The following is a 22,651-nucleotide window of genomic DNA, read 5'->3' as shown; positions in this document are numbered from 1 at the left end:
GTAATTGTATTAAACTATATAATTAGAGTAGTTTTTAGTATCAAATATCTGTTTTTTCTCCAAAAAACAATCCTAAATAAGTATCCTATTAACTTCTAAATTACCCAAAAATATAACTACAAAAAACGAATAAATGAGTAGATTAATTAAATGTCGTTTACCATTAACATACCAACACACACCGTTAAGCCAATAAATTTTCCCATTCTTTCGATTACTACTAAGTTTGAAATGAAAACTATTTTTTATTAATCTATTATCACAAAAATTATGAAACAAATTCACATTGCAGGTAACTTATTAAAGAGCCTGATGCTGGCGGGGCTGCTGACGGCATGTACCAACGACCAAACGATCGTCCCAGCCGAAACGGCAGGCGTTGAAAGGAATGAACAGAATACAAAACTATCCTCTCTACTCAGGCTGATAGACGACAATGGAACTTCGATACAATATATCAAAAGTGGAAAGTTTCTTGGAAAAACCTCAAAGGCAATTGCCATCAATGATCGTTACGAATACACTTACGACGACAATAATCCTGCCGGAGATTTGTGGATAACTAGAAAGAAATATGCCAAATCGAACAACGCGCTTTTAGGCCAAGTGAAGTATAAAATATCCAATGGAGTCTGCATATCCAGCGAAGACAATGTTGCCGGCGATTACTTCGAGTACAAATATACAGCGCAAGGATATTTGGATGAAATAAAGTTCTCTCACAATGGCGTGTACAAGAATTTATACAAGTACTCTTACAATTTCAACAATGCAACTGGCGTCTATCGGTTAACAAAAATTACATTGCAGAACGCTCAATCGGCAACTCTGTTCGAACAAACATTTGCATATACCGCAAATGCCGATAATTACCCAACGCCCGCCAAACGAGAGCATATTGACAAATACCTACCCTTCTTCGGAAAATTGTGCGACGTACTTCCACAAAAGGTCTCTTTGCAGTGGGTTGATCCTAATGCATTAGATAGCGAACAGGAATTTACTTACACAGTCGACGGTAACGGGCTTGTAAGTACAAAGGTTACGCAGCTGTCTACAAATAATACTCCTAGTGGGAGTATTACCGAAACTTTTAAATATTCTGCAAACTGGCAAGGAATATAAATAGAAGAACGCAGTCGAATAATTTTTACTGTCATAGCGGGGCACTTTGTGGCCCGCTATTTATGTTCAGCAGCGGCAATAACCTGCCAATATTTTTCTAATTCTCTATTCGCAACTACCCCCTTCTGCCCCCTCACCATCATTTCCGCCGCCCGCAACCTCTCCCCCGTCAGCGGATGCGTACTCAGCAATTTCAAACTTCCCACATCTCCATGTTCGCTTTGGAGTAATGCGAATAAATCCACAAATCCTTGCAGGCGGATCCCGTTGCTTTGCAGGACATCCATTCCTTTGCTATCCGCTTCGGTTTCGAGCTCCCGGGAATAGGTGAGGTTCGCGAGGGCGTTGGAGTTGTCAGCGAGAATGGTGACGATGCCGTTGATGTCGTTCAGGAGCAGGGAAAGGAACAGATAACCGCCCAGGCTTCGGAAAATATTGCGCAGGGAGTGCCGGTAATGCACATGCGATACCTCGTGCGCAAGCAATGCAGCAAGCTCTTCTTTGGTTTTCATTTTACGAAGAATACCCTCGAATACCACGATGTTGCCGCCGGGCAGGGCAAATGCATTGGCGTCGCTTTCTGTCACGACGGTCACGCGGATCGGATAATTGGTTTTAAAGTCGATGGCTTTGGCAAAGTCATTCAGTTTGGCCGTCAGCTGGTCGTCCACCTCATAGGCACGAATCATATTCTCGTACATCGTGTCTCCCATTTTTATCTCTGCGCTCGTGGGGAAACGCGCAGCCACCGCGCCAGCCAGCCAGGGAAGTCCAAACCAGTAACCAAGGCCTATCAGCATCAATACGGTGAAAGCCACGCCAGCGATGGCGGTATTATTCAGCTTAAAAATATCGGTAACCCGCCTTTTGAAAAAGGGCCGTTCGGGGTAGCGTTTTTTGAGCGATTCCGGCAGATTTCCGTCTTTGCATTCGATAGTTTGCTGCGGAAATTCTCCAAAACGGAAAATAAAGAGATGGCTGAAATTCTCGTCCGTCACGATGCCCGGCAACGTCCATCGCACCGAAGTGAGCTCGCCCGAGGGATCACGGTAATGAATGAGCCAGTGATCGGGCATAAGGGTGAGCGTCGCGTCGTGCGCGATGGACAGTCTTCCGTCGTGGTAACGGACACTAAAATTGTACATGAAGCCAGCAGAATCGGTTAAACAAGCCCAATATCGATCATATCCGCGAGATCCTCACCGGTCGCATCGCTATAATCAGCTTCGGTCTGAGTGATCGCATTGACATCCAGAGGACCATCGATATGAATATTGGAAAACACAAATTGCATTGCCCGCACAATCGCCCAGGGCGTTGCCAGGCCAAGGCTCAGAATGATGATCAGTATATTGACCGCGATCAACTTAAAATACCCTCCGGCGGTGGCTGTCGAGCGGAAAGGCAGCGCCGTTTCGCCCTGGTACATCCGGATGTTGTTTACATAATAGGCGAAAAGGTCTTTTGCCCACCAGAAAGAATAAATTCCGAAAGTGATCAGCGTCAGCATATAGCCTTTTAAATTCATCCAGAAAAAAGCACTGCCTTCGCCTTCGTATGAAAATGTAATACTTCCGAAACGCAGGTGTTTGAAAATATATTTCCGGATTTCAATGACAAACCACGCGCCGTAAATGCCAAATGTACATAGGGTAATAAGGCTGCCTACGATAAACATATTCAGAAATTCCTTTCTGTCTCCCCGATAACCAAAATGGATACCCCGCCACGACGACCGGGATGTTCTGTAACGAAGCGCACCGTGAATGGCAATGGGGATCAGGAGCAGGAACCCGATATAAAAGACAGCCACGCCAATAAGTGTGATGGTCATGTTACGCGTTGCCGCGGCACCAAAAAGAATGCAATAAAGGCCCAGGAAAATCCCGATCGCTTTGATAAAACCGATAAACATTTCCTTTCCTGTTCCATGAAACGTAAAACGGCTTCCTTCGAATTCGGATTCCTCATACAAGTATTTCAATAACGCGGCCCTTGCCCAGGGATAGTAAAGTCCGAGCGTGACAAGTGTTAAAAGAATATTGACAATGTAAATACCGAATAGTTTGGCACCCTCTCCGTAGAAGGTAACCTGGCGGGTTTCGTGCTGTTCCATTTAGTTAGATTTGAATTTGAAGAGGGTCAAATATAAAAATTTCAATGTACTAATAGATTAATCAGCCGTTATCAGGCACAAAAATTTGAAAACCAGTTATTCTCCGGCACAGTTATTTTATCAGACTACTCACATTTCATTTCATCAAAACAACTGGAAATCATGGATATTTATCAATTGGCTAACGAATACCTGGATACCACGAATGGCGGGGGCGATCCGCGCGAAACGCCGCCGTTCGACCCCCGCCCTGAGGTGCCGTCACCTGACGTACCCGAAGAAACCCCGCCTTATGAACAGGATCCAGAAACACCGCCTGTCGAGCCACAGCCCGAACTCCCGCCCGTAGAACCCATTGTACCAGAGATAGAACCACTGCCGGGCGAGGAGCCGGGCATCCCGGCATTTAAGTAACCGACTTTTACAGAATGTTTTATTTTGAAGTTATTTCATAACTAAGCAACTATATTTAAACGGGCGCTACAAAAAGTACTACAAAAATTGTAGCCGAAATTAAATTCATCGTATCTTCACTTAAATTTATTTGTAGACCCGACGAATGGCTAAAATTTTTACGCTCTGTTTTTTACTACTCTCTTTCTCTATTCAGGCTCAGTCAAATAAGATACTTCCCGGAAAGATCGAAGCAGAGGATTATACTACAATGAATGCCGTCGGCACCGAAAACACCTCGGACGTGGACGGTGGCCTAAATGTGGGCTGGATTCAGGACGGCAGCTGGATGGATTATGCAGTGCAGGCGCCGTCGGCGGGCTACTACACATTCAGGTTCCGCATTGCGAATGGGTACAGCCCCGAAGCAACGCTGGCTTTGCAAACGGCCGGAGGCACCACGCTCGGTCGGGTTGTTCTGCCTCAAACCGGCGGCATGCAGGGCTGGAAAACAGTCTCTTTCGTGGCATTGCTTTCGCAGGGAAATCAGACGATCCGCATTTTGGCAGAAAAAGGTGGCTGGAATTTCAACTGGTTCGAGGTGAGCGGCTCCCGTGCGCTCTCCTCGGGAAAAGTGGAAGCCGAGAGCTTCGATGCGATGTATGAAGTGCGAACCGAAGATACCGGCGATGAAGGCGGCGGCCAGAATGTAGGCTATATCGACGATAATGACTGGCTGGACTATAACCTGAATCTCGCGAATGCGCGTGAGTATGAAATCCAGTTCAGGGTCGCTAATGCCTATGGGAACGGCGTTATTGAAATCCAAAATGCGTCGGGCACTGTGCTCGGGCAGGTAAATGTGCCTCAAACCGGAGGCTGGCAGAACTGGGTGACCATCAGTACGACAGTCCCTCTCCCCGCGGGCAGCCAGGTAGTGCGGCTCTTTGCACGAAATGGCGCTTTTAACTTCAACTGGTTCGCATTTGTATCTGCAAGTGCGCGAATTACGGGTACAATCTTACCCGCCAAAATTGAAGCCGAAAATTATGATGACTCTTACAGCGTACAACTTCAGAATACGGAAGATACCGACGGCGGCCAGAATGTAGCGTGGATCCAGGACAACAGCTGGATGGACTACGACGTCCATGTCCCGACCCCGGGCATTTTTACATTCAGCTACCGCATTGCAAACGGGTATAGCCCCGAGGCGACACTTGCGCTTAAAAACAGCGATGGCACGGAGCTAGGCAACATTTTATTGCCGCAAACGGGTGGTATGCAGGGCTGGAAGACGGTGAGTATGCTCGCCTCCCTGCCAGCAGGAAATCAGCGGTTAAAGGTTTTTGCTACCAAAGGCGGATGGAATTTCAACTGGTTCGAAGTGAAAGAATCCCGCGCATTGACGAGCAGAATAGAGGCGGAAACTTTCGATGTCGCGTCGGATGTCCGTACGGAAGTTACAGGTGATGTGGATGGCGACATTAATGTAAACTATATCGATGACAATGACTGGCTGGACTACAATGTGAATGTACCAACGGCCGGTACCTATACCATCAATTTCAGGGTAGCCAACCAGTGGGGAAATGGCAATATCCAGTTCAAAAACACAAACGGCACGGTGCTCGGAAGCGTGGATGTACCGCAAACCGGCGGCTGGCAGAACTATACGACCGTTCGTACGACCGTGCAGCTGGAAGCCGGTAGCCAGGTATTCCGCATTTTCGCCAATCGCGGTGCATTCAATTTCAACTGGTTTGAAGTAATCCCCGGTTCCGTTCAGGGCCAGTCCGTTATCACTTTTGAACCTATTTCAGACAAAAATCTCACCGATGGCTCATTCAACCTGACCGCCAGCAGTACCAACCCCGAGACTCCCCTGCAATTTACTTCTTCCAACCCATCCATCGTTTCGGTTTCGAATGCAACTGGTATCTGGAAAGCATCCATTCATAGTGCCGGACAGGTCACTATTACAGCTTCTCAGGCGGGCAACAATAATTATCTGACAGCGGAAAACGTAGCCAGAACGTTTACGGTTTCCGACAATTCCAGTCCTAACAACCCGGCCCTTGGCACCAAAATCCCGATCGACCCGAAGCGTTGGTACCAGCTCACCAATGCAGCCAACGGCCTCGATGGGTTGTTCGACGGCAATACGCAGGAGAATGTGCTCACGGGCTGGGGAAAGGTGATCAATAATTACGAAGCCTACTACCCGCTGAAAGAAGGGGAGCAAATTACGCTTAATGGTGTCAAATTCTTCGATTTCACAGGTAGTGCGCAGGATTTCCCCCTGGTACTTTCTGTAATTACCGATCAATGGGAACGCATTCCGGTCGCAACTTTTACGGGTGAAATTTACAATGGCTGGGTTGGTCCCTACCCCAATCGCCAGCTGTCCGGAGATGCGCAATTCAAGCTGGATCAGCCGATGAGCAATATCCGTTACCTGGTGATGACGATGTCGAACACATTGCCTACGGAAATCGAATTTTACGGAAGCTACACACCAGGTACTGAACCTTCGAAGCCAGCACGGACCAAGCACATTAAACTGAACGATATGCTCGGTGTGAATGGTTACGAATGGTATTTCCAGGATGGGGCGCATACCGAATCGCTCGTGGAATCGAAGGTGCAGGCTGCAAAGAGCTTCACCGGCCTGCGGCACTATATGGATTGGGAAAAGCTGGAATCATCGGAAGGCGTTTTCTCTTACAATCCGACATTGAGCGGAAGCTGGAACTACGACCTGATCTACGAACGCTGCAAACAGGAAGGCATTGAGGTATTGGCCTGTCTTAAAACACAACCCGGCTGGATGCGGGAGACTTACCCCGAAGACCAGCGCGACCCGGAAAATGTACCGGTGCGCTACGGAAAGAGCTTTACCGACCCGCTTTCGTACATCGAACAGGCCAGGGTTGCATTCCAATACGCGGCGCGTTACGGAAGCAACACCAACGTCGACCCTTCTCTTCTGAGCGTTTCAACCACTCCACGCTGGACCAACGATCCGGTTAATACCATCAAAATCGGCCTCAATCTGATCAAATACATCGAATGCGACAACGAGCGCGATAAATGGTGGAAGGGCCGGAAAGGCTACCAGACCGCCCGCGAATATGCGGCTAACATGTCGGCATTTTACGATGGACACAAAAACACGATGGGCGCCGGTGTGGGTGTTAAAAACGCCGATCCCAACATGAAAGTGGTTATCGCCGGATTAGTTACCGGTCCTGATTTTGTAAAAGGAATGGTTGACTGGTGCAAGGAATTCCGGGGCTACAACGCGGATGGCTCCGTGAATCTGTGCTGGGACGTTGTGAATTTCCACCTTTATACCGACAATGCATCGTCGAGCCAAAGCGGCACTTCTACCCGCGGTGCGGCGCCAGAGGTTACCAATGCGAAACAAATACTCGAAAATTTCGTCAAAGTGACCCGCGAAATCTCCAACGACCTCCCGATATGGAACACCGAGGCCGGTTACGATGTACATCAGGACAGCCCGCTTAAAGCAATCCCTATCGGTAATAAATCAGCGTTGCAGACACAAGCAGACTGGATTTTACGTACCTCGCTGTTTACCGCCCGCAATGGTGTCGAGAAACTGTTTTTCTACCAAATGTATGACGATAACGGCAGTGGCGGCATGTTCGCATCGGCCGGGTTCGTGAACAATGACCAGACTCGCCGGCCATCTGCCGATTATTTCCTGCAAACGCAGAAGCTGTTCGGTCAATATGAATACAAGGAAACGCTCCACAACGATCCGATCGTGGACCGCTATGAACTGAATGGCCAATCGCTGTTTATTCTGACAGTACCCGATGAAATAGGAAGAACCGCCGAATATACCGTCAACCTGAACCAATCGGGCATTGCGCGGATTTACACCCCGACCGCCGGTGCCGATAATATGGCCATGACCGAGTTGCCGATCGTGGATGGCAAAGTAACCGTTACGGCGGGCGAAACGCCAATTTTCGTTCTCGCGGCGGACGCTCAGAATGCACGACGGGCAGCAATAGAAGTAGCGGCGCCAGTTTTAGAGGAAGAAGTTTCGCTTCATGCTGATGCGAAAGTCTATCCTAATCCTACCTCCGATTTTGTAAGCATCGATCTTGCTAACAGCAACACCGGGCAGATCGAAATCCGCATTTTTGATGCTAAATCGGGTACGCTTTACAAGAATATGCAGGTGAACAAAACAACAAACCGCTTCTCGCACCAGCTAAACATCACACAACTTCCTGCCAGCATTTACATTGTTGAAATAAGGCAAGGCAACGACCGCGCATTCCGCAAGATTGCCAAGGTCAATTAACAAAACATACCTAAGCAAAACGCCCGGATTTACGATCCGGGCGTTTTGCTTTAATCAAGGTAAGAGGCGCTGCTCATTCGTCGGTTCCAGCTTCCTCCGGACTCCAACCGCGCTATATTGAACTTGTCGCGATACTCTTTCGGCGTCACGCCGGTACTTTTCTTAAACAGCTGCCGGAAAGATTTCAAGTCGTTATAACCTGAGTTAAGCATAACTTCCAGCACGCTTTGATCGGTCTGCGCCAGCAGTTTCTTTGCGGCCTCAATGCGCGTCCGCTGCAAATATTCAATGGGCGTCACTCCAATGGCCTGTTTGAACCGTCGCACCACATTTCTGCGGCTCGCCGGGATGTCCTGAATGAGGACTTCAATGGTGCTGCCTTCCTGGTATTCCTTTTCGATTTTCTGCTGCGCCATATTCACCAATCCGTCACCGTGATTTTGAGGTGGAGCGAAAGTCCCGAAATAGGTTTGCTGCTCGCGGTCCATATCTATGGCAAACATTTTCGCGGTCCGCAGCGTAAGATCCTTTCCGCAAAAACGCTGTATCAGGTACAGCATGAGATGGAAACTGCTCGTAGCACCACCGCTCGTAAAAATACCTTTGTCCTCGGTCACTACGGCATTGCTCTTCATGATGATGTCGGGAAAATTCGAAGCGAGTGCCTCCGCGGCGTCGATGTGCGTAGTCGCGTGCTTGCCATTCAACAGACCCGCTCCTGCGAGCAGGAATGCGCCCGTGCAAAAGCTGGCCAGTTCGGCCCCATTTTTATATTGTTCCCAAAGCCAGGGAATACAGCTTTGGTTGCTCTTCACCGAAAGTTGCACATCGCCCGCACCGAATGCCGGCACGAGTATGAGGTCCTGCCTGGCAAATTCGTTAATTGATTGCATCGGGTAAGCGCCGTAGAATTTCCCGGGTTCAGGATCAGGTGAGAACAGCGTAATTTGGAAGAAGTGCGGCTGGTTGGCTCGCTCATAGAAGCTGTTCACCGATTCGAATACATCCAGAATCGCCGCTACGCTCAATAATCGGTGCCGGTTGGTAATTAATAGACCTAATTGTATCATGTTGTTGATGTGTTTAAACTTTGATATTCAGACCAAAGCGGGCACCAATATAGAAATTTTGTCCCAAATACCCCTCTCACATGACGTTTTAAGCAATTGCTTCATATCTCATTTTTATTAAATTTTAGATCCCTATATTGATAAAAATTTATTACGAAAGCACTGCTGCGGTGGCGCGGTAATCAAAATCTAAATCCTATGTCCAAATCGAAATTTGAAACATCGCTGGAATCCGGCGTACATCATCAACTCCAGGCATTAACCGGCAGTTGGGAAGGTCTCACCAAAACGTGGTTCGAACCTGACGTTCTTGCAGACGAATCCGAGATGAAAGGTACGATCAAATCCATCCTCGGCGGCAGCTTCCTCCTGCACGAATACCAGGGCAGCATCAACGGCAAACCGTTCCAGGGCATAGCCATTTACGGTTTCGATATTCCCAACAGCCATGCGCAGGCATTCTGGATTGACAGCTTTCACATGGGAACCGGTATGATGCTTTCCAACGGCACGCCTACCGAAAATGGCTTTTCTGTATTGGGTCAATATAGCGTGCCCGAGTATCCTGCGCCCTGGAACTGGCGCACCGTTGCCGAGCTGAAAGACCCGGACACATTGATCATTACAGCTTATAACATTTCGCCGGAGGGTCAGGAAGACAAGGCCACGGAAACGGTTTATAAACGAATTAGTTAAGACCGCATTTGGGCCAGTTCGTTTTGGATGAAGGTTTGCAATTGTTCCTTACTTGGAAGGCTCACGACATATTTGCTTACAAACAATTGCATATCGCTATCCGCGACCGCGTATTCAACAAGCGCCCGGTTCTGATCCGTCACCAGTAATAAACCCACTGGCGGGTTATCGTCCCGGTTCATAATTTCTTTCTTGTAGTAATTGATGTAAGTTTTAAGCTGGCCGATGTGTTCATGTTTGACTTCATTGGTCTTTAACTCGATCAGAACATGGTATTTTAAGATGCGATGATAGAATACAAGGTCCACGAAAAAATATTCATCTCCGATAACCATGCGTTTTTGCTTTGCCTCAAAACAGAAACCATGGCCTAGCTCAATCAGAAAAGCTTCCAGGTTGTCGACCAGGGCCTGTTCCAGGTCACTTTCGTAAACCACGTCTTTGGCTTTAAGCCCAAGGAATTCAAAGGTGAATGGAGATTTGATAATGTCTGCAATGCCCGGGCGCTGGGCGTTTTCGTCAACGCTCCGGCCCAATGCCTCCGGATCGAGGCTCATTCCTGAGCGCTCGTAGTAAAGCGTATTGATTTGCCTTTTAAGTTCGGCGACGCTCCAATTGCTTTTAATGCATTGCTTTTCGTAAAATGCTCTCTTTTCAGGCTCTTTTAGTGGAAGTAGCAGGACGAGGTGCGAAAATGATAATCGGGAAAGCAATGTTTCTGCATCGATCGAAATTTTTTGGCTTTGATCATCTACAAAATCATTGACCTTATCTAGCCTCGCTGGCAGATTATTTAGCCTGATTGAAGGCATACTTTTGAATTGGGCAGACACTGTCTGCCCAATTTGAGGATAGGTGAAATAGAATTGCCTGAATAATTTCAGGCTCCTTACGCTTAATCCTGCCGTATCCAAAGCCGTTGCCAGCTCCTCTATTAGTCGTTGCCCATATCGCGCTCTATCTTCCCCGTTCTGCTCAAATTCCACGATGTGAAAACCAATCAGCCAATTGCGGATGGTTAAATACCTGTTGATTGCCTTCGAAGCACTTTGTTGAAGGGTAAAATTGGTTTCCTGAATGGTTGTTACCAAAGCATTAAAATCAGCCATATTGATGAAGTTTTGGAGAGAAAGCCAAAAGATCCGGCAATCCCGCTTTCCCGACCTCATTCAATCCTCCGATGGCTTAACCTAATTATCCTCAGGTTCAGAAAGCCATCAGTCAGGCAGATTAACTACTATTTCTAAGTTTTGAAATACAAAAAAATGACCATCAGTCAAGCCAATGGTCACTAGGTATTTTTTAAGCGACTGCCGCAGTACCGACTGCCGCAGTACCGACTGCCGCAGTAGTTAGAGTTTCCGGTTTAAGCGGAATGGGTCCGGGTACATCCGCAACCGCGTCACCAACAACCGGTCCATTGTGCGAAAGCTCGCTACCTTCCTTCTTGGATTTGAAAATGGGCCACATAAACTGCGCGTACCATTCTTCCTCCTGGTAATGTTTAATGCCGTACGATGACGGGTATTTGCGGGTGATGATGCCGGTCCCGAAAATGATATCCCAGAGGAAGAACATATTACCGAAGTTTCCTTTGTAATAGCCTATCCCGTCGTCGGTCGTGTCGGCGTGGTGTGCATGGTGTGTGGCCGGAGTGGAAATCAGCCTTTCCAATACCCAGCCGATGGGTTTCAGCCATTTGATTTCATAGAAAGGCTTATCCCAGGGAATACTCGAATGCGCACCGGTAGTGATAAACGATTTGATCACTTTCACAAACAATGCCGCGTAACCCAGGCCCAGGTAAGTAAGTGCGATGGTAAGATAAGTCTGTGAGAAAAACAGCGTGTAAATTACGTTCTGCCTGCTTGCCATGGCCATCCCCATGTAGTTGGCGGAATGGTGCGTGCGGTGGAAGCGCCAGAGCCAGGGTACCTGGTGATGCAGGCGATGGTACCAGTACTGCGTGAGGTCATCGGCCACCGCTATGATCAGGAATGCCCACCAGAATGGCACCCATTCAAATGCATTTTTTGCTTCGGGCAGAACCAGCGGCAGGAATTTCAATCCGAAATAGGCGACAAACGGCCGGATAATCAGCTTAGGAACCACAAAGCAGACAATATCCAGAATCCGCTCATTCTTGGTCCATTTGTTTTCGTACAACCCGGCTGCGAACTCGATCACGCCCAGTACGAGCACGATTACCGGTAAGCCCCAACTGCTTAGGTTCTTAAAAACCGCCTCGATAAATGCCGGAGCCTTGAAAGGAAATTCGTTGCTTCCCTCCCACGGCCGGTAGTCGAATACCTGGAAACTGGCAAACATCAAAAAAATGGGCGCGATGTAAAGCACCACGCTGATCAGGCCGTCGCGGGTAATCTTCCGGGCCAGTACATTATCCAATTTCATGCGTGATTTGATTTTTTATGGTGAAACGAGCTGTCAGATAAATAATTTCCACGCCAGCCAAATGCCTCCGGCGATCAGGACAAACGGAATGAATGTAAGCAGAATGCCGACGGCGATCTTCCTCGCGAGCAGTACCACGTCTGAAAATGTGAACATATTTGAAATGGTGTAGTAGTACCGGTTTACTATAAACGCAGCGGGTAATATGGGTACGGAAATACCCCGGGACAGCACAGCCGGCAACTGAAATCGCCAACCACCGAAAATTTCAGATGATCAGCCATGACTGTCAGGCGGGATATTTCCGATAAATGTCAGAGATGAATTGCCGTTTCAACAACAGCAATTGGAATGGATCTGGGAAAAACAAAGCGTGAAGGTATGCCCTACCACTTCCCCCGACGGGGCCTTACAAAGTAAATTAACCGCGCTCATATCTAAGATGCCTGGATTAATACTCAGCTCAGGGGTGGTTCAGGAGCTTTGTTTTTAATACTATACTTATTTGATAGACAAAGTAAGTTTAATGTTTTTAGAAATGCAATAGGTCAATTCAATTTTTCTTGAAAATAAAAAAATCCGTGGCGACAGTAACGCGCTGTCAGCCACGGATCAGACAGAAAAGGCATCAATGACACCTCTCTGTCGATTCTATATAAACCAATTTATTTCAACTCGGTAAGCCATTGCTGTGCGAACGCACGAGCGGTGTTGGTGGGCGCCGCGCCCATGCGGTAACAAAACTTCCACACATCGCTTTTGCCTTCGTAAGCTGCATTCACAAACTTCCTGCGACCGTTCACTTCCTTCGTCTGCGCCGCAAAATCCACAGCCTTGCTTTGATTGAGGAAGTCGGTGAGGCGGGCGGTAAGTACCTTTTTCGGATCTTTCAGCTTCTCGTACTCATCTACATTGCTCTTCGCATTCCGTGCCAGCGTCTGCTCCGACTGCCGGATCTCGTCAGCCGCCAGGTACTCGGCATACTGCTTTTTGAACTCCTCCATATTGGTTTTCAAAAGCGGTTTGATCTTTTTGAAAAATGCCGCATTGCGTTTGCCGTCTTCGATCTGCTTCTTAAAATCCGCGCGCTGCTCGGCCGGTATGCTGCTAAGCATACTTTCCATGCCTACAAATGTCTCCGCCGACTGGATCTGAATGTCCACCACCGGTTCCATATCCTTGGCCTGCAACCCCTGCACGCCTTTCAAACGGTTGGCACGAATTTCCGCCTTGCGTTGCTCGCTAACGGCCGTTTCAAGTTTCGGGTACTTTTTCGCGATCGATTCTGTATAACGCTTTTGGAAGTCCTCCGAATTGAAATAGGTTTTCACAAAACCACCCGCCTTCTTAATCGCCGTCGCCTGAGCGTCCGGTGCCAGCGAGCGGCACGCCGATTTTACAGAACTTCCAAAGTACGGCACGGTTACCGAAGGCGCCTGCAAACCATTCCAGAGGCGGTTCTGAATGTCCTTCTGGCTGATTCCGTATTCTTCAAACTCATCGCTGAAAGTAAAATTCAGGAACGCAATGCAGAATGTGTAGAGGAAAAAGGGTACTATTCTATTTTTCATGGCTGTAATTGTAATCAAGGGTAATCTATAATTGCAAAGATCCTGCTATTGCCGGGTTGCGGCCATCTCGTATTCGTCGCCTTCGAAGACCACGAAGATGTTGAGCTTATCGTCCTTCACATTCCCCACTTTGTCGGTCCCCTCATAAATATCGATTCCTGTACTGCCGGCATTTTTGAGGTTCAAAGTTCCGAGGTTTTCATCCGGTTCGCGGTCGCCGTCTATGGTCATTTTCATTTTTCCGGTAACTACATCGGAAGAGAACTTGTCTAGCTCGATGGTAATGCTTGCTTTGGCGATATCGAGAGGATAATCTTTCCCGTCGACGGTAAGCTTGGTAACCTTGTAAATCCCTGCTGCTTTCGAACTCAATTCCGGGGATACGTCCTTGTCTTTGTCCTCACAAGCGAACATCAACGTGCTAAGCAACAACAGAGCAAAAATGTTTTTCAAAAATGTAATCTTTTTCATGGCTGTATTTGATTTGAAATGGATAATGGATGAGATAATCTTTTGCCTTCCGACATCACAAAGGTAGCCTATCCGGAAGGCCGGGATCAATCCTATAAAAGCATGATTTTTGAAAAATCATATGTTTATAGGATATTATTAAAAGGTTTTATTTCAGACTTTTGCCACCGTAATTTTCCAATCCATTCTACTCTCCGGGTCCGATGAAATTATATTTACGAGCACTTTTACTAGTCTTTTTTTGCAGCGCGGCATTTGCACAAAACCCAGATCCCGTCGCCATTCTGAAACGACTTCAGACCAGCAGGCAGGATACCAACCGGGTACTGGCTTACATTGAATACGGGCAGTATTATGAAAACCACAACCTCGATAGCGCAGGTAAATATTACCTCAAAGCGGACGCACTGAGCGAGCAGCTCAACTACGATACCGGCCGGTTCAAGTTCCGTTCCAACTACACCTACATCCTGAATTTACAGGGAAAATTCGAGGAAGGGCTGAAATTGAACCGCGAAAGCCTGGAAATAGCCAAGCGCATGAAGCACCAGGTGAACATCGGCAAGAGCCTCAACAACATCGCAGCCAGCTACACCTACATGGGTAATTTCAGGCAGGCAATACAATACTACCAGCAGGCCGCCAGCCAATTCGATAAACTGGGCATGAAGGAGTTTTTGCCCCGGCTTTACATCAGTATCGGAACAGCATTCGAGCACGCCAACCTGTTCAATAAGTCGGTAGTGTACAAGCAAAAAGCATTGCAACTGGCACGCCCGATGAAGGACAGCCTGCAACTGGCGGATATTCTTACCAACATTGGCGGCTGTTATTTCAATCTGAAAAGGTATAACGACGCTCTCGCGCATTTCAAGGAAGGGTTGGTGGTCGCTGAAAAAATCCATTCCGATATTTTCATTACCCAGGCTTACGCCGGCCTTTGCCGCACCAACCGACTTTTGAAAAATCTTGACGAAGCGTGGGTCTATGGCCAGAAAGGGCTTGACCTCGCCCGGAAATCAGGCAATGTGTTTCTCGAACTCGATTGCCTCCGTGCATTGATGTTCCTCGCGGAAGATGCCAATAAAATAGACCTGTCGGCTAAATACACGAAGGAAGCGCTCACAATCGCCGAAGCCAACAATATGACCGACCATTTGGTGGAGCTTTATGAAGATTACGCGACCGACCTTGCACGGCAAAACAACTACAAGGCGGCCTACGAGTACCTGATGAAGTACTCGATCATGAACGACTCCATTCAAGGAATCGATATTCAAAAACAGTTGCAAGAACTCGATACCAAATACCTGACCGCTCAGAAGGAAAACAAGATCGTTACACTCGAAAAAGAGAAGCAAACCCGTAATACACTGATTTACGGCCTCATCGCCGGGCTCGTCGGGCTGCTTGTGATCGCTATCCTGGTTTACAGGAACATTGCTTTCCGCCGGCGCGTAGCCGAGCAGGAGGTGCTGCAATTGCAGCAGGAAAAACAATTGGTAGCCACCAATTCTATTTTGAAAGGACAGGAAGAAGAACGCACCCGCGTGGCCCGCGACCTGCACGACGGTCTGGGCGGACTATTATCAGGCATTAAACTAACTTTGAATTCCGTGAAAGGAAACGTAATCCTGCCCGAGGAAAGCGCCATGACGTTTACCAGGGCCCTAACCCAACTCGACGGTGCCATCAGCGAAATGCGCCGCGTGGCCCACAGCATGATGCCCGAATCGCTTGTACGCTTCGGATTAATTGACGCTCTGAGCGATTTTTGTGAAGGCATCAGTGCGTCGGGCAGACTGAAAGTGAATATGCAGGCGTTCGGCTTCGACGACAAACGTCTCGATTCGCAGGTAGAAGTCGTGCTTTACCGCATTATCCAGGAACTGCTCAACAACGTGCTCAAATATGCAGACGCTACGGAAGCGCAGGTGCAGCTTACCTGGGTTGAAAACAATGTGAGCGTAACCGTGGAAGACAATGGGAAAGGGTTTGATATCAAAAACCTCGAACAAAATAAGGGTGCAGGCCTTCGCAACGTTCAGGCCCGCGTCGACTACCTGAACGGCACCCTCGACATCCAGTCGAAACCGGGCGAAGGCACCTCGGTACTTGTTGAAATCGTACTTTAACCCCAAAAAAGAACTTATGAGTGTCAGAATCCTCATCGTAGACGATCACCCGCTGGTACTGGAAGGACTGAAATCGCTGCTCGCGGACGTGGACGAAGTGAAAGTCGTAGGAACGGCTACCAACGCCATCGACGCCATTGCGTTCCTGAAAAGTAATGAAGTCGACATCGCATTTCTCGACATCAACCTCCCCGACATCAGCGGTATCGACCTATGCAAGAAGGTGAAAGACCAGTTTCCTGAGGTTAAAACACTCGCATTGAGCACCTTCAACGAACGCGCCTACGTTTCGCGCATGATCCAGAACGGGGCCTCGGGGTATTTGATCAAAAGTTCGGGCAAAGAAGATATCCTCGAGGCCATCACGCAGGTGCAAGCCGGCGGCTATTTCATGAATGTGCAGTTCGACCAGGTAACGCCTGCTGCTGCACCTAAAACGGTGCCGTTTTTAACGAGACGTGAAAAAGAAGTATTGGTTTTGATTGCGGAAGGGCTTACCAATCCTCAAATCGCGGAACAATTGTTCATAAGTGTTACCACGGTCAATAGCCACCGGCAGAATCTGCTGATCAAATTCGAAGTGTCAAATACCGCTTCGCTGATCAAGCTGGCAGCGGGGTTGGGGTTGATTTAAAATCCCACTAACCAAAGAAGCCCTGATCATTTTGTGGATGACCAGGGCTTCTTTGGTTAGTTCGTCGCCAAGCTCCCAAAAGGAAAAATTGCCGACGAAACATGCGCCCGGTTCATGATTTGGCCCAGTTCTTTGGCCTTATCGGGAAACTGGGGCGTCACATTGCTTTTTTCCTGCGGGTCTTTTGAAAGATCGTAGAGCTCAACCAGCGCATCGGGATTACCTGCCGCTTTCAATCGGACCGCCTTCCAGTTGCCCTGGCGTACCGCCTGCCTTCCACCTTGTTCGTGGAATTCCCAATACAAATAATCGTGCTTTTTTTGCGTCGGCTTGCCTTTGAGAGCATCTGTAAATGAAATGCCGTCGATATTGCGAGGCGCCGATGCATTGGCCAGCTCAGCAAAAGTTGGCAGAATGTCCCAGAATGCCCCGATATAGTCGCTTTTCGAACCCGGCTTGATAACCGCAGGCCAGCGTGCGGCAAATGGCTCTCGAATACCGCCTTCATACAAGTCACGTTTCACACCCCGGAAACCTGCACTGCTATTGAAGAATTTCGGATCGGCTCCGCCTTCTACATGGGGGCCGTTATCGCTGGTGAAAATGATCAATGTATTTTTATCGAGGCCTTTTTCCTTCAATTTGCTTACTACCTGCCCTACATACAAATCCAGGCGTGCGACCATCGCTGCGAAAGTCGCGCGGGGAAACTCCTGTGATGCATAACCGCCATCGGTAGCCCTGGGACCGTAATCAGCTCCTTTGTAGGGCTTTTCATCAAATTTACCCTTATAGTATCTAAAAAGGCTGTCGTCCGGCACAACCAGCTCGGCATGTGGAAGAATGTAAGGCAAAAACAAGAAGAAAGGCTGCTTACCGTCCTGTGCATCCACAAAACTAAGTGCCTTTTTCTGGATCAGGTCCGGTGCGTAATCCTTGTTGTGAATGAGGCCTTTGTTACCTTCCAGTGGTATTTTTTTGCTGTTGTCCCAAAGATGTTCGGGATAGTAACGGTGCGCAAGGCTCTGGCAATTGTATCCGTAGAAACGATCAAAACCTTGCTTATTGGGATCGCCCTGCGACCCGACGGGACCTAAACCCCACTTCCCGAAAGCCGCCGTCACGTACCCCGACTTTTTGAGTACTTCTGCGAGCGTGACCACGGAGTCGGCAATAGGCTGCTGCCCTTCAGGCTCAACGCCCTTATTTCCACGGATATACGTATGCCCGGTATGCTGACCCGTGAGCAGCGACGACCGCGATGGCGCGCAAACCGAAGTACCGGCATAAAACTGGTTAAAAATCATCCCTTCCCGTGCAAGACGGTCGATATTGGGCGTTTTAATAAGTACTTGTCCATTGAAACCCACATCGCCATAGCCGAGGTCATCGGCGAGAATGAAAACAATATTCGGGCGTGAAGGCTTAGGGGTTTGAGCTTGGGAATTTTGGTGTAAGAACGTTGTGGCAAGGAGGGAAACCAGAAAACAATACTTTTTCATTGGGGATTAGATTAATACACTTCAGAAAGACATTGCAACCCTTGGATTACTTGAATTTAACGCTGTATGCGTCTTCGAAATTGGGAGAAAGCGCCTGTTTCGGCAGAGGTAATGGCAGATCTTTAAAATCCGGGAACCGGGAGCATAATAAGCAAATTGCGATGTATCTTTGTTTCCGATACCCTACGACAGCCCGGACGACCGGCATGAATTGACAACCACCGAAAATTCCGGCAAGTCGCGCCAGGACTGTCTCTTAGGGTATCGGAAAAGCAGATACGTTCTGAATATCGCCAATCGGAAGACCGATATAATCTACTTATTTGATAGACAAAGTAAAGATAAATACTTTAAACTAGCAAATGAAATGTGGAATTCACATTTCATTTTTTATTGGAAACTCGGCAATGAAGTTATTCTATGAATGTTTTGCACCCGGCCACTCGCCCTGACTTTCCAGATATCATATTTTTTCTGCATATCCAACCAGAAGTCCGCGCTGACGCCGAAACCGCTTTCCAGCCTCACAGCCATTTCAGCCGATACAGCTGCCGTTTCATTGACAACCTCCGAAAGCTGTTTGCGACTAACATTCAACTCTTTTGCGGCTCTCGTTACAGAGATATTCATCTCTTTCAATATATCCTCGCGTAGCACCGCGCCCGGATGTACGGGTTTCATTTCGCTTTCCATAACGTTCAATGATAATCGACATAGTCAACATTGAATATATCACCATTTTCAAACCTGAATAACACCCGGTAATTTCCGGTAACCCAAACAGCCCACAACCCTTCCAACCTACCCGACAGCGAATGCAAACGGTATCCGGGAATTGCCCTGATCGGATCAAGACTTTTGGCTGTATTCAATGTTGAAAGTATACGCCTGAGCTTTTCGACTTGCCCGGGCGGCAACTTAGATGCATCGTCTTTCTCCCAAAGCAGTTTTAGTCCTTTGTGGTTAAAAGTCTTGATCATAGCAAAGATAGTGTGCAACCCCGAGGGTTACAATTTTTCTGGGCAGCAATATTATCATTGCTGCCCAGAAACACCACCTCTCATTTTTTAACGGCACGCCCTATTTCCCGAACGTTTTTTCCTGCCTTTTGCTGCAAGTCGTCCCCCATATCGTCGCGTGCGGCATCGGCGATCTTTTCCAGTTCCGCTACAATTTCCGGGTTTTGTTCCAGCACGTCGTAACGTTCGCCCGGGTCGCGGGCCAGGTTATATAATGCCCGCGGAAATTGATGATCCTCCGGCGCTGGGCCGGGTTGGCCGTTTTTGCCAGGAAGTGAACCTTCATATGTGCGTCCCGGGTGCGCGAAAACGAGTTTCCAGTTGCCTTTGCGAACGGCTTCGAGGCTGTTTTTGCGATAATAATACAGGAAACTTTCGCGCGGCGTCTGGCTTTCGTCACCTTTGAGCAATGCTGAGAAATCGAGACCGTCGATTTTTTCTTTCGGCAATTTCGCATTGGTCAGTTTCGCGATGGTGGGCAGAACGTCGAGCGTAGAGAGGAGTTTATTGGAAACCCTTCCCGCCGGGATCACACCCGGCCAGCGCATAATGCATGGCTCGCGTTGGCCACCTTCGAACGACGTTCCTTTTCCCTCGCGAAAACCGCCTGCAGAACCGGCGTGGTCACCGTAGTTGAGCCATGGGCCGTTATCGCTGGTAAAGATCACGAGCGTATTGTTGTCCAATCCCTGCGCTTTCAGTTCCTTCATAATCTCCCCTACTGACCAATCGAGTTCCATCATTACGTCACCGAAAATCCCTCTTTCGCTTTTACCACGGAATTTCGCGGATGCGGCCAGGGGCACGTGCGGGAGCGGATGCGGTACGTAGAGGAAGAAAGGCTTGTTTTTGTTTCGTTTGATAAATGAAATTGCTTTTTCGGTAATCACCGGCGTCAGTTCGCTGGCATCTTCGAGGTTTTTGATCTCCTTCACCGGCTTGTTGCCGTCGATCCAATGCAGCGGCGGATATTTGGCCCGCTCCTGCCAGGGGTGCAGCGGCCACATGTCGTGCGAATAAGGCACTCCGTAATATTCATCAAAGCCCTGTTGCAAAGGCAAAAACTCCTGGTCGCTGCCCAAATGCCATTTGCCGAAGATACCGGTGGCATAACCTTGCGCTTTCACAATTTCGGCGATCGTTTCTTCTTTGGGATTGAGGCCCACACCAGCATTTGGCCCGAATGCTCCCGAAATGCCCAGACGGTTTGGATAACAACCCGTCAGCAATGCGGCACGGGATGCGCTACACACGGCCTGCGCGGCCATGAAGTTGGTAAAACGGGTACCCTCCTCGGCCATTTTGTCGAGATTAGGCGTTTTGTAGCCCAATGCACCATTCACGGATATGTCGCCGTAGCCGAGGTCGTCGATAAAAAAGAGGACGATGTTGGGTGTTTTTGCTGCCGGTTTTTCGGATTGGAAAGCCATCAACAGACACAAGCCTATCGATACCAGCAGCAGAGAAAATATTCGAAACATATTTTAAGGTTGGTTTTAGGTAAATGCTGGCGCAGTTTGGCGCCAAGTTCCTCCTTGGTGCCAAACTGCGCATAGCTCAAAAGTAATTACCAGTTCGGATTTTGTTGCAGGTTCGTGTTCAAATCGCGTTCCTTTTGCGGCATTGGCCAGAGGTAGTGACGGCTCGCATCGAAAACCCGATCGGACGATGCCGCTTGCACCGTGACGAGCTTGCCGGTATTGTCCGGATAAGTAATACCAAACACCGGCCCGTTCATAACCTGCTCCCCGATCTTCCAGCGGCGGATATCGAAGATCCGCTGGCCTTCAAATGCCAGCTCCACAGTCCGCTCCCGCCTTACGATTTCGCGCAACGCGGCCTGGGTTGCAGCCGTTACCGAAGGTTGCTTCACGTCCGTACGGCCATTTCTTACCTGGTTGATCGCCGCCAGCACACTCGCGTCGGTTTGACCAAGCTCGATCTTTGCTTCCGCGTAAGTCAGCAATATTTCCGCATAACGCAGCAGGATAATGTTGATACCGCTGTTGGTCGGGTTCGCGAAATCTTCGGTATTAATGTACTTTTTAATATTAAAACCGGTTGTTGAAGCGATGTAAGTGCTACCGATCGCATCGGCCGTTCCGCTTGTCGGGCGGGGCTGGAAGGTAATGCCGCTGGGTAATGCGTCGCCTTCCAGGAATACCGAGAATTTCAGGCGAGGATCGCGGTTCACATAGGGTTTCGCGGGATCATAGCCGCTCGAAGGATCGGTGATCTTCTTGCCTTCCAGCGTTTCATAAGTATCTACCAACGCTTTGGTAGGGACATAAGTACTTTGTGCATTCTTCTGGCTGTATGGCGCGAGCAGGTTGAAAACATTGTTTTGAGAAACATCCTTCAAATACTGCTTATCGAGCAACACTTCCTTATTATTTTCAGCCGCATAGCTGTACAACTTTTCATACGAGTCATACAAACCATACACACCCAGCTTGATTACCTGGTCGGCCGCATCGGCAGCTTTCTGGTAACGTCCCGCATACAGGTTCGCACGGGCGAGCAGCCCGAGCGCGGCACCTTTGGTAAAGCGGCCCTTATCGGCAGCGCCATAGGTGGTGGGCAGCAATGCAGCTGCTTCCGTCAATTCCTTTTCCACAAAATCCCATACTTCCTCAGTCGGCGTATTGGTGAGCGCGCGGCCTTCGTCGATGCTGATCGACGAGGTAACCAGCGGTACCGGGCCAAACAATCCGGCCAGTTTCAGGTAATGATATGCCCGCAATGCCTTCGCTTCGCCTTTCAGCTGGTTGATCAGTGCGGTGTTGGTACTTGGCACTTTATCGACGTTTTCCAGGAAATAATTCACACCGCGAATGCCGCGGTATGCCCTTTTCCATTCATCATAAATCACGGAACTTGTCGCATCGTAGCTTCCCGCTTCGATGTAGGCGGCCACGTTAAAGCTCTGGTTGGTATGCGCAAGGTCGGTAATACCATCCCAGGTTACGGCTGTCGTGCTGTCGAGGTCGGTGTAGAGCGAGTTAACGGCCAGTTTGGCGTCACTTTCGGTTTTCCAGAACAAATCTTCGGAAAGGCGATCGTTGGGAACGGTTTCGAGCAGGCCCGAATCGCAGGAGGCCAGGCCCAGTATCAGAGCGGCGATACCCGCGTAAATGGTATGTTTGAATGTATTTGTTTTCATAA

At 48.6% G+C, this 22,651-nt stretch carries 19 protein-coding genes; 6 read left to right on the top strand and 13 right to left on the bottom strand.

All coding sequences use genetic code 11. The features are described 5' to 3' along the window. The first annotated feature begins 270 nt into the window (after window positions 1-270). Window positions 271-1,125: a hypothetical protein gene (locus ACTJJJ_RS12750; protein WP_440701979.1), complete on the top strand. Its 855-nt coding sequence runs from the start codon at window positions 271-273 to the stop codon at window positions 1,123-1,125. A 56-nt stretch (window positions 1,126-1,181) separates the two neighbouring features. On the opposite strand, the gene ACTJJJ_RS12745 is transcribed toward ACTJJJ_RS12750, so the two are convergent. Both ACTJJJ_RS12745 and ACTJJJ_RS12740 read right to left on the bottom strand, forming a co-directional pair. After that, window positions 1,182-2,270, bottom strand: a complete 1,089-nt coding sequence (locus tag ACTJJJ_RS12745; protein WP_440701978.1) for a M48 family metallopeptidase — start codon at window positions 2,268-2,270, stop codon at window positions 1,182-1,184. Window positions 2,271-2,287: 17 nt separating this feature from the next. Further along, window positions 2,288-3,241, bottom strand: coding sequence for a YjgN family protein (locus ACTJJJ_RS12740; RefSeq protein ID WP_440701977.1), 954 nt, complete (start codon window positions 3,239-3,241; stop codon window positions 2,288-2,290). Window positions 3,242-3,403: 162 nt separating this feature from the next. On the opposite strand from ACTJJJ_RS12740, the gene ACTJJJ_RS12735 reads away from it, so the two are divergent. Both ACTJJJ_RS12735 and ACTJJJ_RS12730 read left to right on the top strand, forming a co-directional pair. Continuing rightward, window positions 3,404-3,655 carry a filamentous hemagglutinin gene (locus ACTJJJ_RS12735; RefSeq protein WP_440701976.1) on the top strand — a complete coding sequence of 84 codons (252 nt, stop codon included), beginning with the start codon at window positions 3,404-3,406 and terminating at the stop codon, window positions 3,653-3,655. A gap of 145 nt (window positions 3,656-3,800) precedes the next feature. Beyond that, window positions 3,801-7,976 (top strand): carbohydrate-binding protein, encoded by a 4,176-nt coding sequence (locus ACTJJJ_RS12730; RefSeq protein ID WP_440701975.1) that lies wholly within the window; start codon window positions 3,801-3,803, stop codon window positions 7,974-7,976. A 50-nt stretch (window positions 7,977-8,026) separates the two neighbouring features. Here the strand turns inward: ACTJJJ_RS12730 and ACTJJJ_RS12725 are convergent, their stop codons facing one another. Beyond that, on the bottom strand, window positions 8,027-9,046 hold the full coding sequence (locus tag ACTJJJ_RS12725; RefSeq protein ID WP_188934641.1) for a GlxA family transcriptional regulator: 1,020 nt from the start codon (window positions 9,044-9,046) through the stop codon (window positions 8,027-8,029). Between the two features lie 198 nt (window positions 9,047-9,244). On the opposite strand from ACTJJJ_RS12725, the gene ACTJJJ_RS12720 reads away from it, so the two are divergent. Beyond that, complete coding sequence (locus ACTJJJ_RS12720) at window positions 9,245-9,742, top strand: DUF1579 domain-containing protein (RefSeq protein WP_188934643.1); 498 nt, start codon at window positions 9,245-9,247, stop codon at window positions 9,740-9,742. On the opposite strand, the gene ACTJJJ_RS12715 is transcribed toward ACTJJJ_RS12720, so the two are convergent. The 5 genes from ACTJJJ_RS12715 to ACTJJJ_RS12695 form a co-directional block, all read right to left on the bottom strand. Then, on the bottom strand, window positions 9,739-10,851 hold the full coding sequence (locus ACTJJJ_RS12715; protein ID WP_440701974.1) for a PDDEXK nuclease domain-containing protein: 1,113 nt from the start codon (window positions 10,849-10,851) through the stop codon (window positions 9,739-9,741). The genes ACTJJJ_RS12720 and ACTJJJ_RS12715 overlap by 4 nt on opposite strands. A gap of 193 nt (window positions 10,852-11,044) precedes the next feature. Continuing rightward, window positions 11,045-12,154, bottom strand: a complete 1,110-nt coding sequence (locus ACTJJJ_RS12710) for a sterol desaturase family protein (RefSeq protein WP_440701973.1) — start codon at window positions 12,152-12,154, stop codon at window positions 11,045-11,047. Window positions 12,155-12,187: 33 nt separating this feature from the next. Then, a complete protein-coding gene (locus ACTJJJ_RS12705) occupies window positions 12,188-12,310 on the bottom strand; it encodes a hypothetical protein (protein ID WP_262892423.1) in 123 nt (40 codons plus the stop codon). A 509-nt stretch (window positions 12,311-12,819) separates the two neighbouring features. Then, entirely contained in the window at window positions 12,820-13,725 is a 906-nt protein-coding gene (locus tag ACTJJJ_RS12700) for a hypothetical protein (protein ID WP_426292859.1), read from the bottom strand. Between the two features lie 45 nt (window positions 13,726-13,770). Continuing rightward, on the bottom strand, window positions 13,771-14,196 hold the full coding sequence (locus ACTJJJ_RS12695) for a hypothetical protein (RefSeq protein ID WP_188934651.1): 426 nt from the start codon (window positions 14,194-14,196) through the stop codon (window positions 13,771-13,773). A gap of 203 nt (window positions 14,197-14,399) precedes the next feature. Between ACTJJJ_RS12695 and ACTJJJ_RS12690 the strand changes: the two genes are divergently transcribed. Both ACTJJJ_RS12690 and ACTJJJ_RS12685 read left to right on the top strand, forming a co-directional pair. Beyond that, on the top strand, window positions 14,400-16,331 hold the full coding sequence (locus ACTJJJ_RS12690; RefSeq protein ID WP_188934653.1) for an ATP-binding protein: 1,932 nt from the start codon (window positions 14,400-14,402) through the stop codon (window positions 16,329-16,331). Window positions 16,332-16,347: 16 nt separating this feature from the next. Then, window positions 16,348-16,965 (top strand): response regulator, encoded by a 618-nt coding sequence (locus ACTJJJ_RS12685; protein ID WP_188934655.1) that lies wholly within the window; start codon window positions 16,348-16,350, stop codon window positions 16,963-16,965. Window positions 16,966-17,021: 56 nt separating this feature from the next. On the opposite strand, the gene ACTJJJ_RS12680 is transcribed toward ACTJJJ_RS12685, so the two are convergent. The 5 genes from ACTJJJ_RS12680 to ACTJJJ_RS12660 all read right to left on the bottom strand — a co-directional run bounded on the left by ACTJJJ_RS12680 (window position 17,022) and on the right by ACTJJJ_RS12660 (window position 22,649). Continuing rightward, window positions 17,022-18,467, bottom strand: coding sequence for an arylsulfatase (locus tag ACTJJJ_RS12680; protein WP_440701972.1), 1,446 nt, complete (start codon window positions 18,465-18,467; stop codon window positions 17,022-17,024). 390 nt (window positions 18,468-18,857) lie between these two features. After that, on the bottom strand, window positions 18,858-19,160 hold the full coding sequence (locus tag ACTJJJ_RS12675) for a HigA family addiction module antitoxin (protein WP_426292856.1): 303 nt from the start codon (window positions 19,158-19,160) through the stop codon (window positions 18,858-18,860). 5 nt (window positions 19,161-19,165) lie between these two features. Continuing rightward, on the bottom strand, window positions 19,166-19,447 hold the full coding sequence (locus ACTJJJ_RS12670) for a type II toxin-antitoxin system RelE/ParE family toxin (protein ID WP_440701971.1): 282 nt from the start codon (window positions 19,445-19,447) through the stop codon (window positions 19,166-19,168). An 80-nt stretch (window positions 19,448-19,527) separates the two neighbouring features. Further along, window positions 19,528-20,967, bottom strand: a complete 1,440-nt coding sequence (locus ACTJJJ_RS12665) for a sulfatase family protein (protein WP_440701970.1) — start codon at window positions 20,965-20,967, stop codon at window positions 19,528-19,530. 86 nt (window positions 20,968-21,053) lie between these two features. Beyond that, window positions 21,054-22,649, bottom strand: coding sequence for a RagB/SusD family nutrient uptake outer membrane protein (locus tag ACTJJJ_RS12660; RefSeq protein WP_440701969.1), 1,596 nt, complete (start codon window positions 22,647-22,649; stop codon window positions 21,054-21,056). Window positions 22,650-22,651: the final 2 nt, after the last annotated feature.

Origin of the sequence: Dyadobacter sp. 22481, assembly GCF_052044875.1 — a bacterium.
Taxonomy (GTDB): Bacteria; Bacteroidota; Bacteroidia; order Cytophagales; family Spirosomataceae; genus Dyadobacter; species Dyadobacter endophyticus.
The sequence above is the reverse complement of the archived record's forward strand: the minus strand, read 5'-3'. Positions and strand labels throughout refer to the sequence as shown.

Excerpts from the sequence above, each read along its gene's own strand:
- ACTJJJ_RS12675 (WP_426292856.1), bottom strand. The coding sequence starts at position 19,160 with ATGGAAAGCGAAATGAAACCCGTACATCCGGGCGCGGTGCTACGCGAG.
- ACTJJJ_RS12670 (WP_440701971.1), bottom strand. The coding sequence starts at position 19,447 with ATGATCAAGACTTTTAACCACAAAGGACTAAAACTGCTTTGGGAGAAA.
- ACTJJJ_RS12680 (WP_440701972.1), bottom strand. The coding sequence starts at position 18,467 with ATGAAAAAGTATTGTTTTCTGGTTTCCCTCCTTGCCACAACGTTCTTA.
- ACTJJJ_RS12720 (WP_188934643.1), top strand. The coding sequence starts at position 9,245 with ATGTCCAAATCGAAATTTGAAACATCGCTGGAATCCGGCGTACATCAT.
- ACTJJJ_RS12730 (WP_440701975.1), top strand. The coding sequence starts at position 3,801 with ATGGCTAAAATTTTTACGCTCTGTTTTTTACTACTCTCTTTCTCTATT.
- ACTJJJ_RS12750 (WP_440701979.1), top strand. The coding sequence starts at position 271 with ATGAAACAAATTCACATTGCAGGTAACTTATTAAAGAGCCTGATGCTG.
- ACTJJJ_RS12745 (WP_440701978.1), bottom strand. The coding sequence starts at position 2,270 with ATGTACAATTTTAGTGTCCGTTACCACGACGGAAGACTGTCCATCGCG.
- ACTJJJ_RS12740 (WP_440701977.1), bottom strand. The coding sequence starts at position 3,241 with ATGGAACAGCACGAAACCCGCCAGGTTACCTTCTACGGAGAGGGTGCC.
- ACTJJJ_RS12705 (WP_262892423.1), bottom strand. The coding sequence starts at position 12,310 with ATGTTCACATTTTCAGACGTGGTACTGCTCGCGAGGAAGATCGCCGTC.
- ACTJJJ_RS12660 (WP_440701969.1), bottom strand. The coding sequence starts at position 22,649 with ATGAAAACAAATACATTCAAACATACCATTTACGCGGGTATCGCCGCT.
- ACTJJJ_RS12735 (WP_440701976.1), top strand. The coding sequence starts at position 3,404 with ATGGATATTTATCAATTGGCTAACGAATACCTGGATACCACGAATGGC.
- ACTJJJ_RS12700 (WP_426292859.1), bottom strand. The coding sequence starts at position 13,725 with ATGAAAAATAGAATAGTACCCTTTTTCCTCTACACATTCTGCATTGCG.
- ACTJJJ_RS12710 (WP_440701973.1), bottom strand. The coding sequence starts at position 12,154 with ATGAAATTGGATAATGTACTGGCCCGGAAGATTACCCGCGACGGCCTG.
- ACTJJJ_RS12695 (WP_188934651.1), bottom strand. The coding sequence starts at position 14,196 with ATGAAAAAGATTACATTTTTGAAAAACATTTTTGCTCTGTTGTTGCTT.
- ACTJJJ_RS12685 (WP_188934655.1), top strand. The coding sequence starts at position 16,348 with ATGAGTGTCAGAATCCTCATCGTAGACGATCACCCGCTGGTACTGGAA.
- ACTJJJ_RS12690 (WP_188934653.1), top strand. The coding sequence starts at position 14,400 with ATGAAATTATATTTACGAGCACTTTTACTAGTCTTTTTTTGCAGCGCG.
- ACTJJJ_RS12715 (WP_440701974.1), bottom strand. The coding sequence starts at position 10,851 with ATGGCTGATTTTAATGCTTTGGTAACAACCATTCAGGAAACCAATTTT.
- ACTJJJ_RS12725 (WP_188934641.1), bottom strand. The coding sequence starts at position 9,046 with ATGATACAATTAGGTCTATTAATTACCAACCGGCACCGATTATTGAGC.
- ACTJJJ_RS12665 (WP_440701970.1), bottom strand. The coding sequence starts at position 20,967 with ATGTTTCGAATATTTTCTCTGCTGCTGGTATCGATAGGCTTGTGTCTG.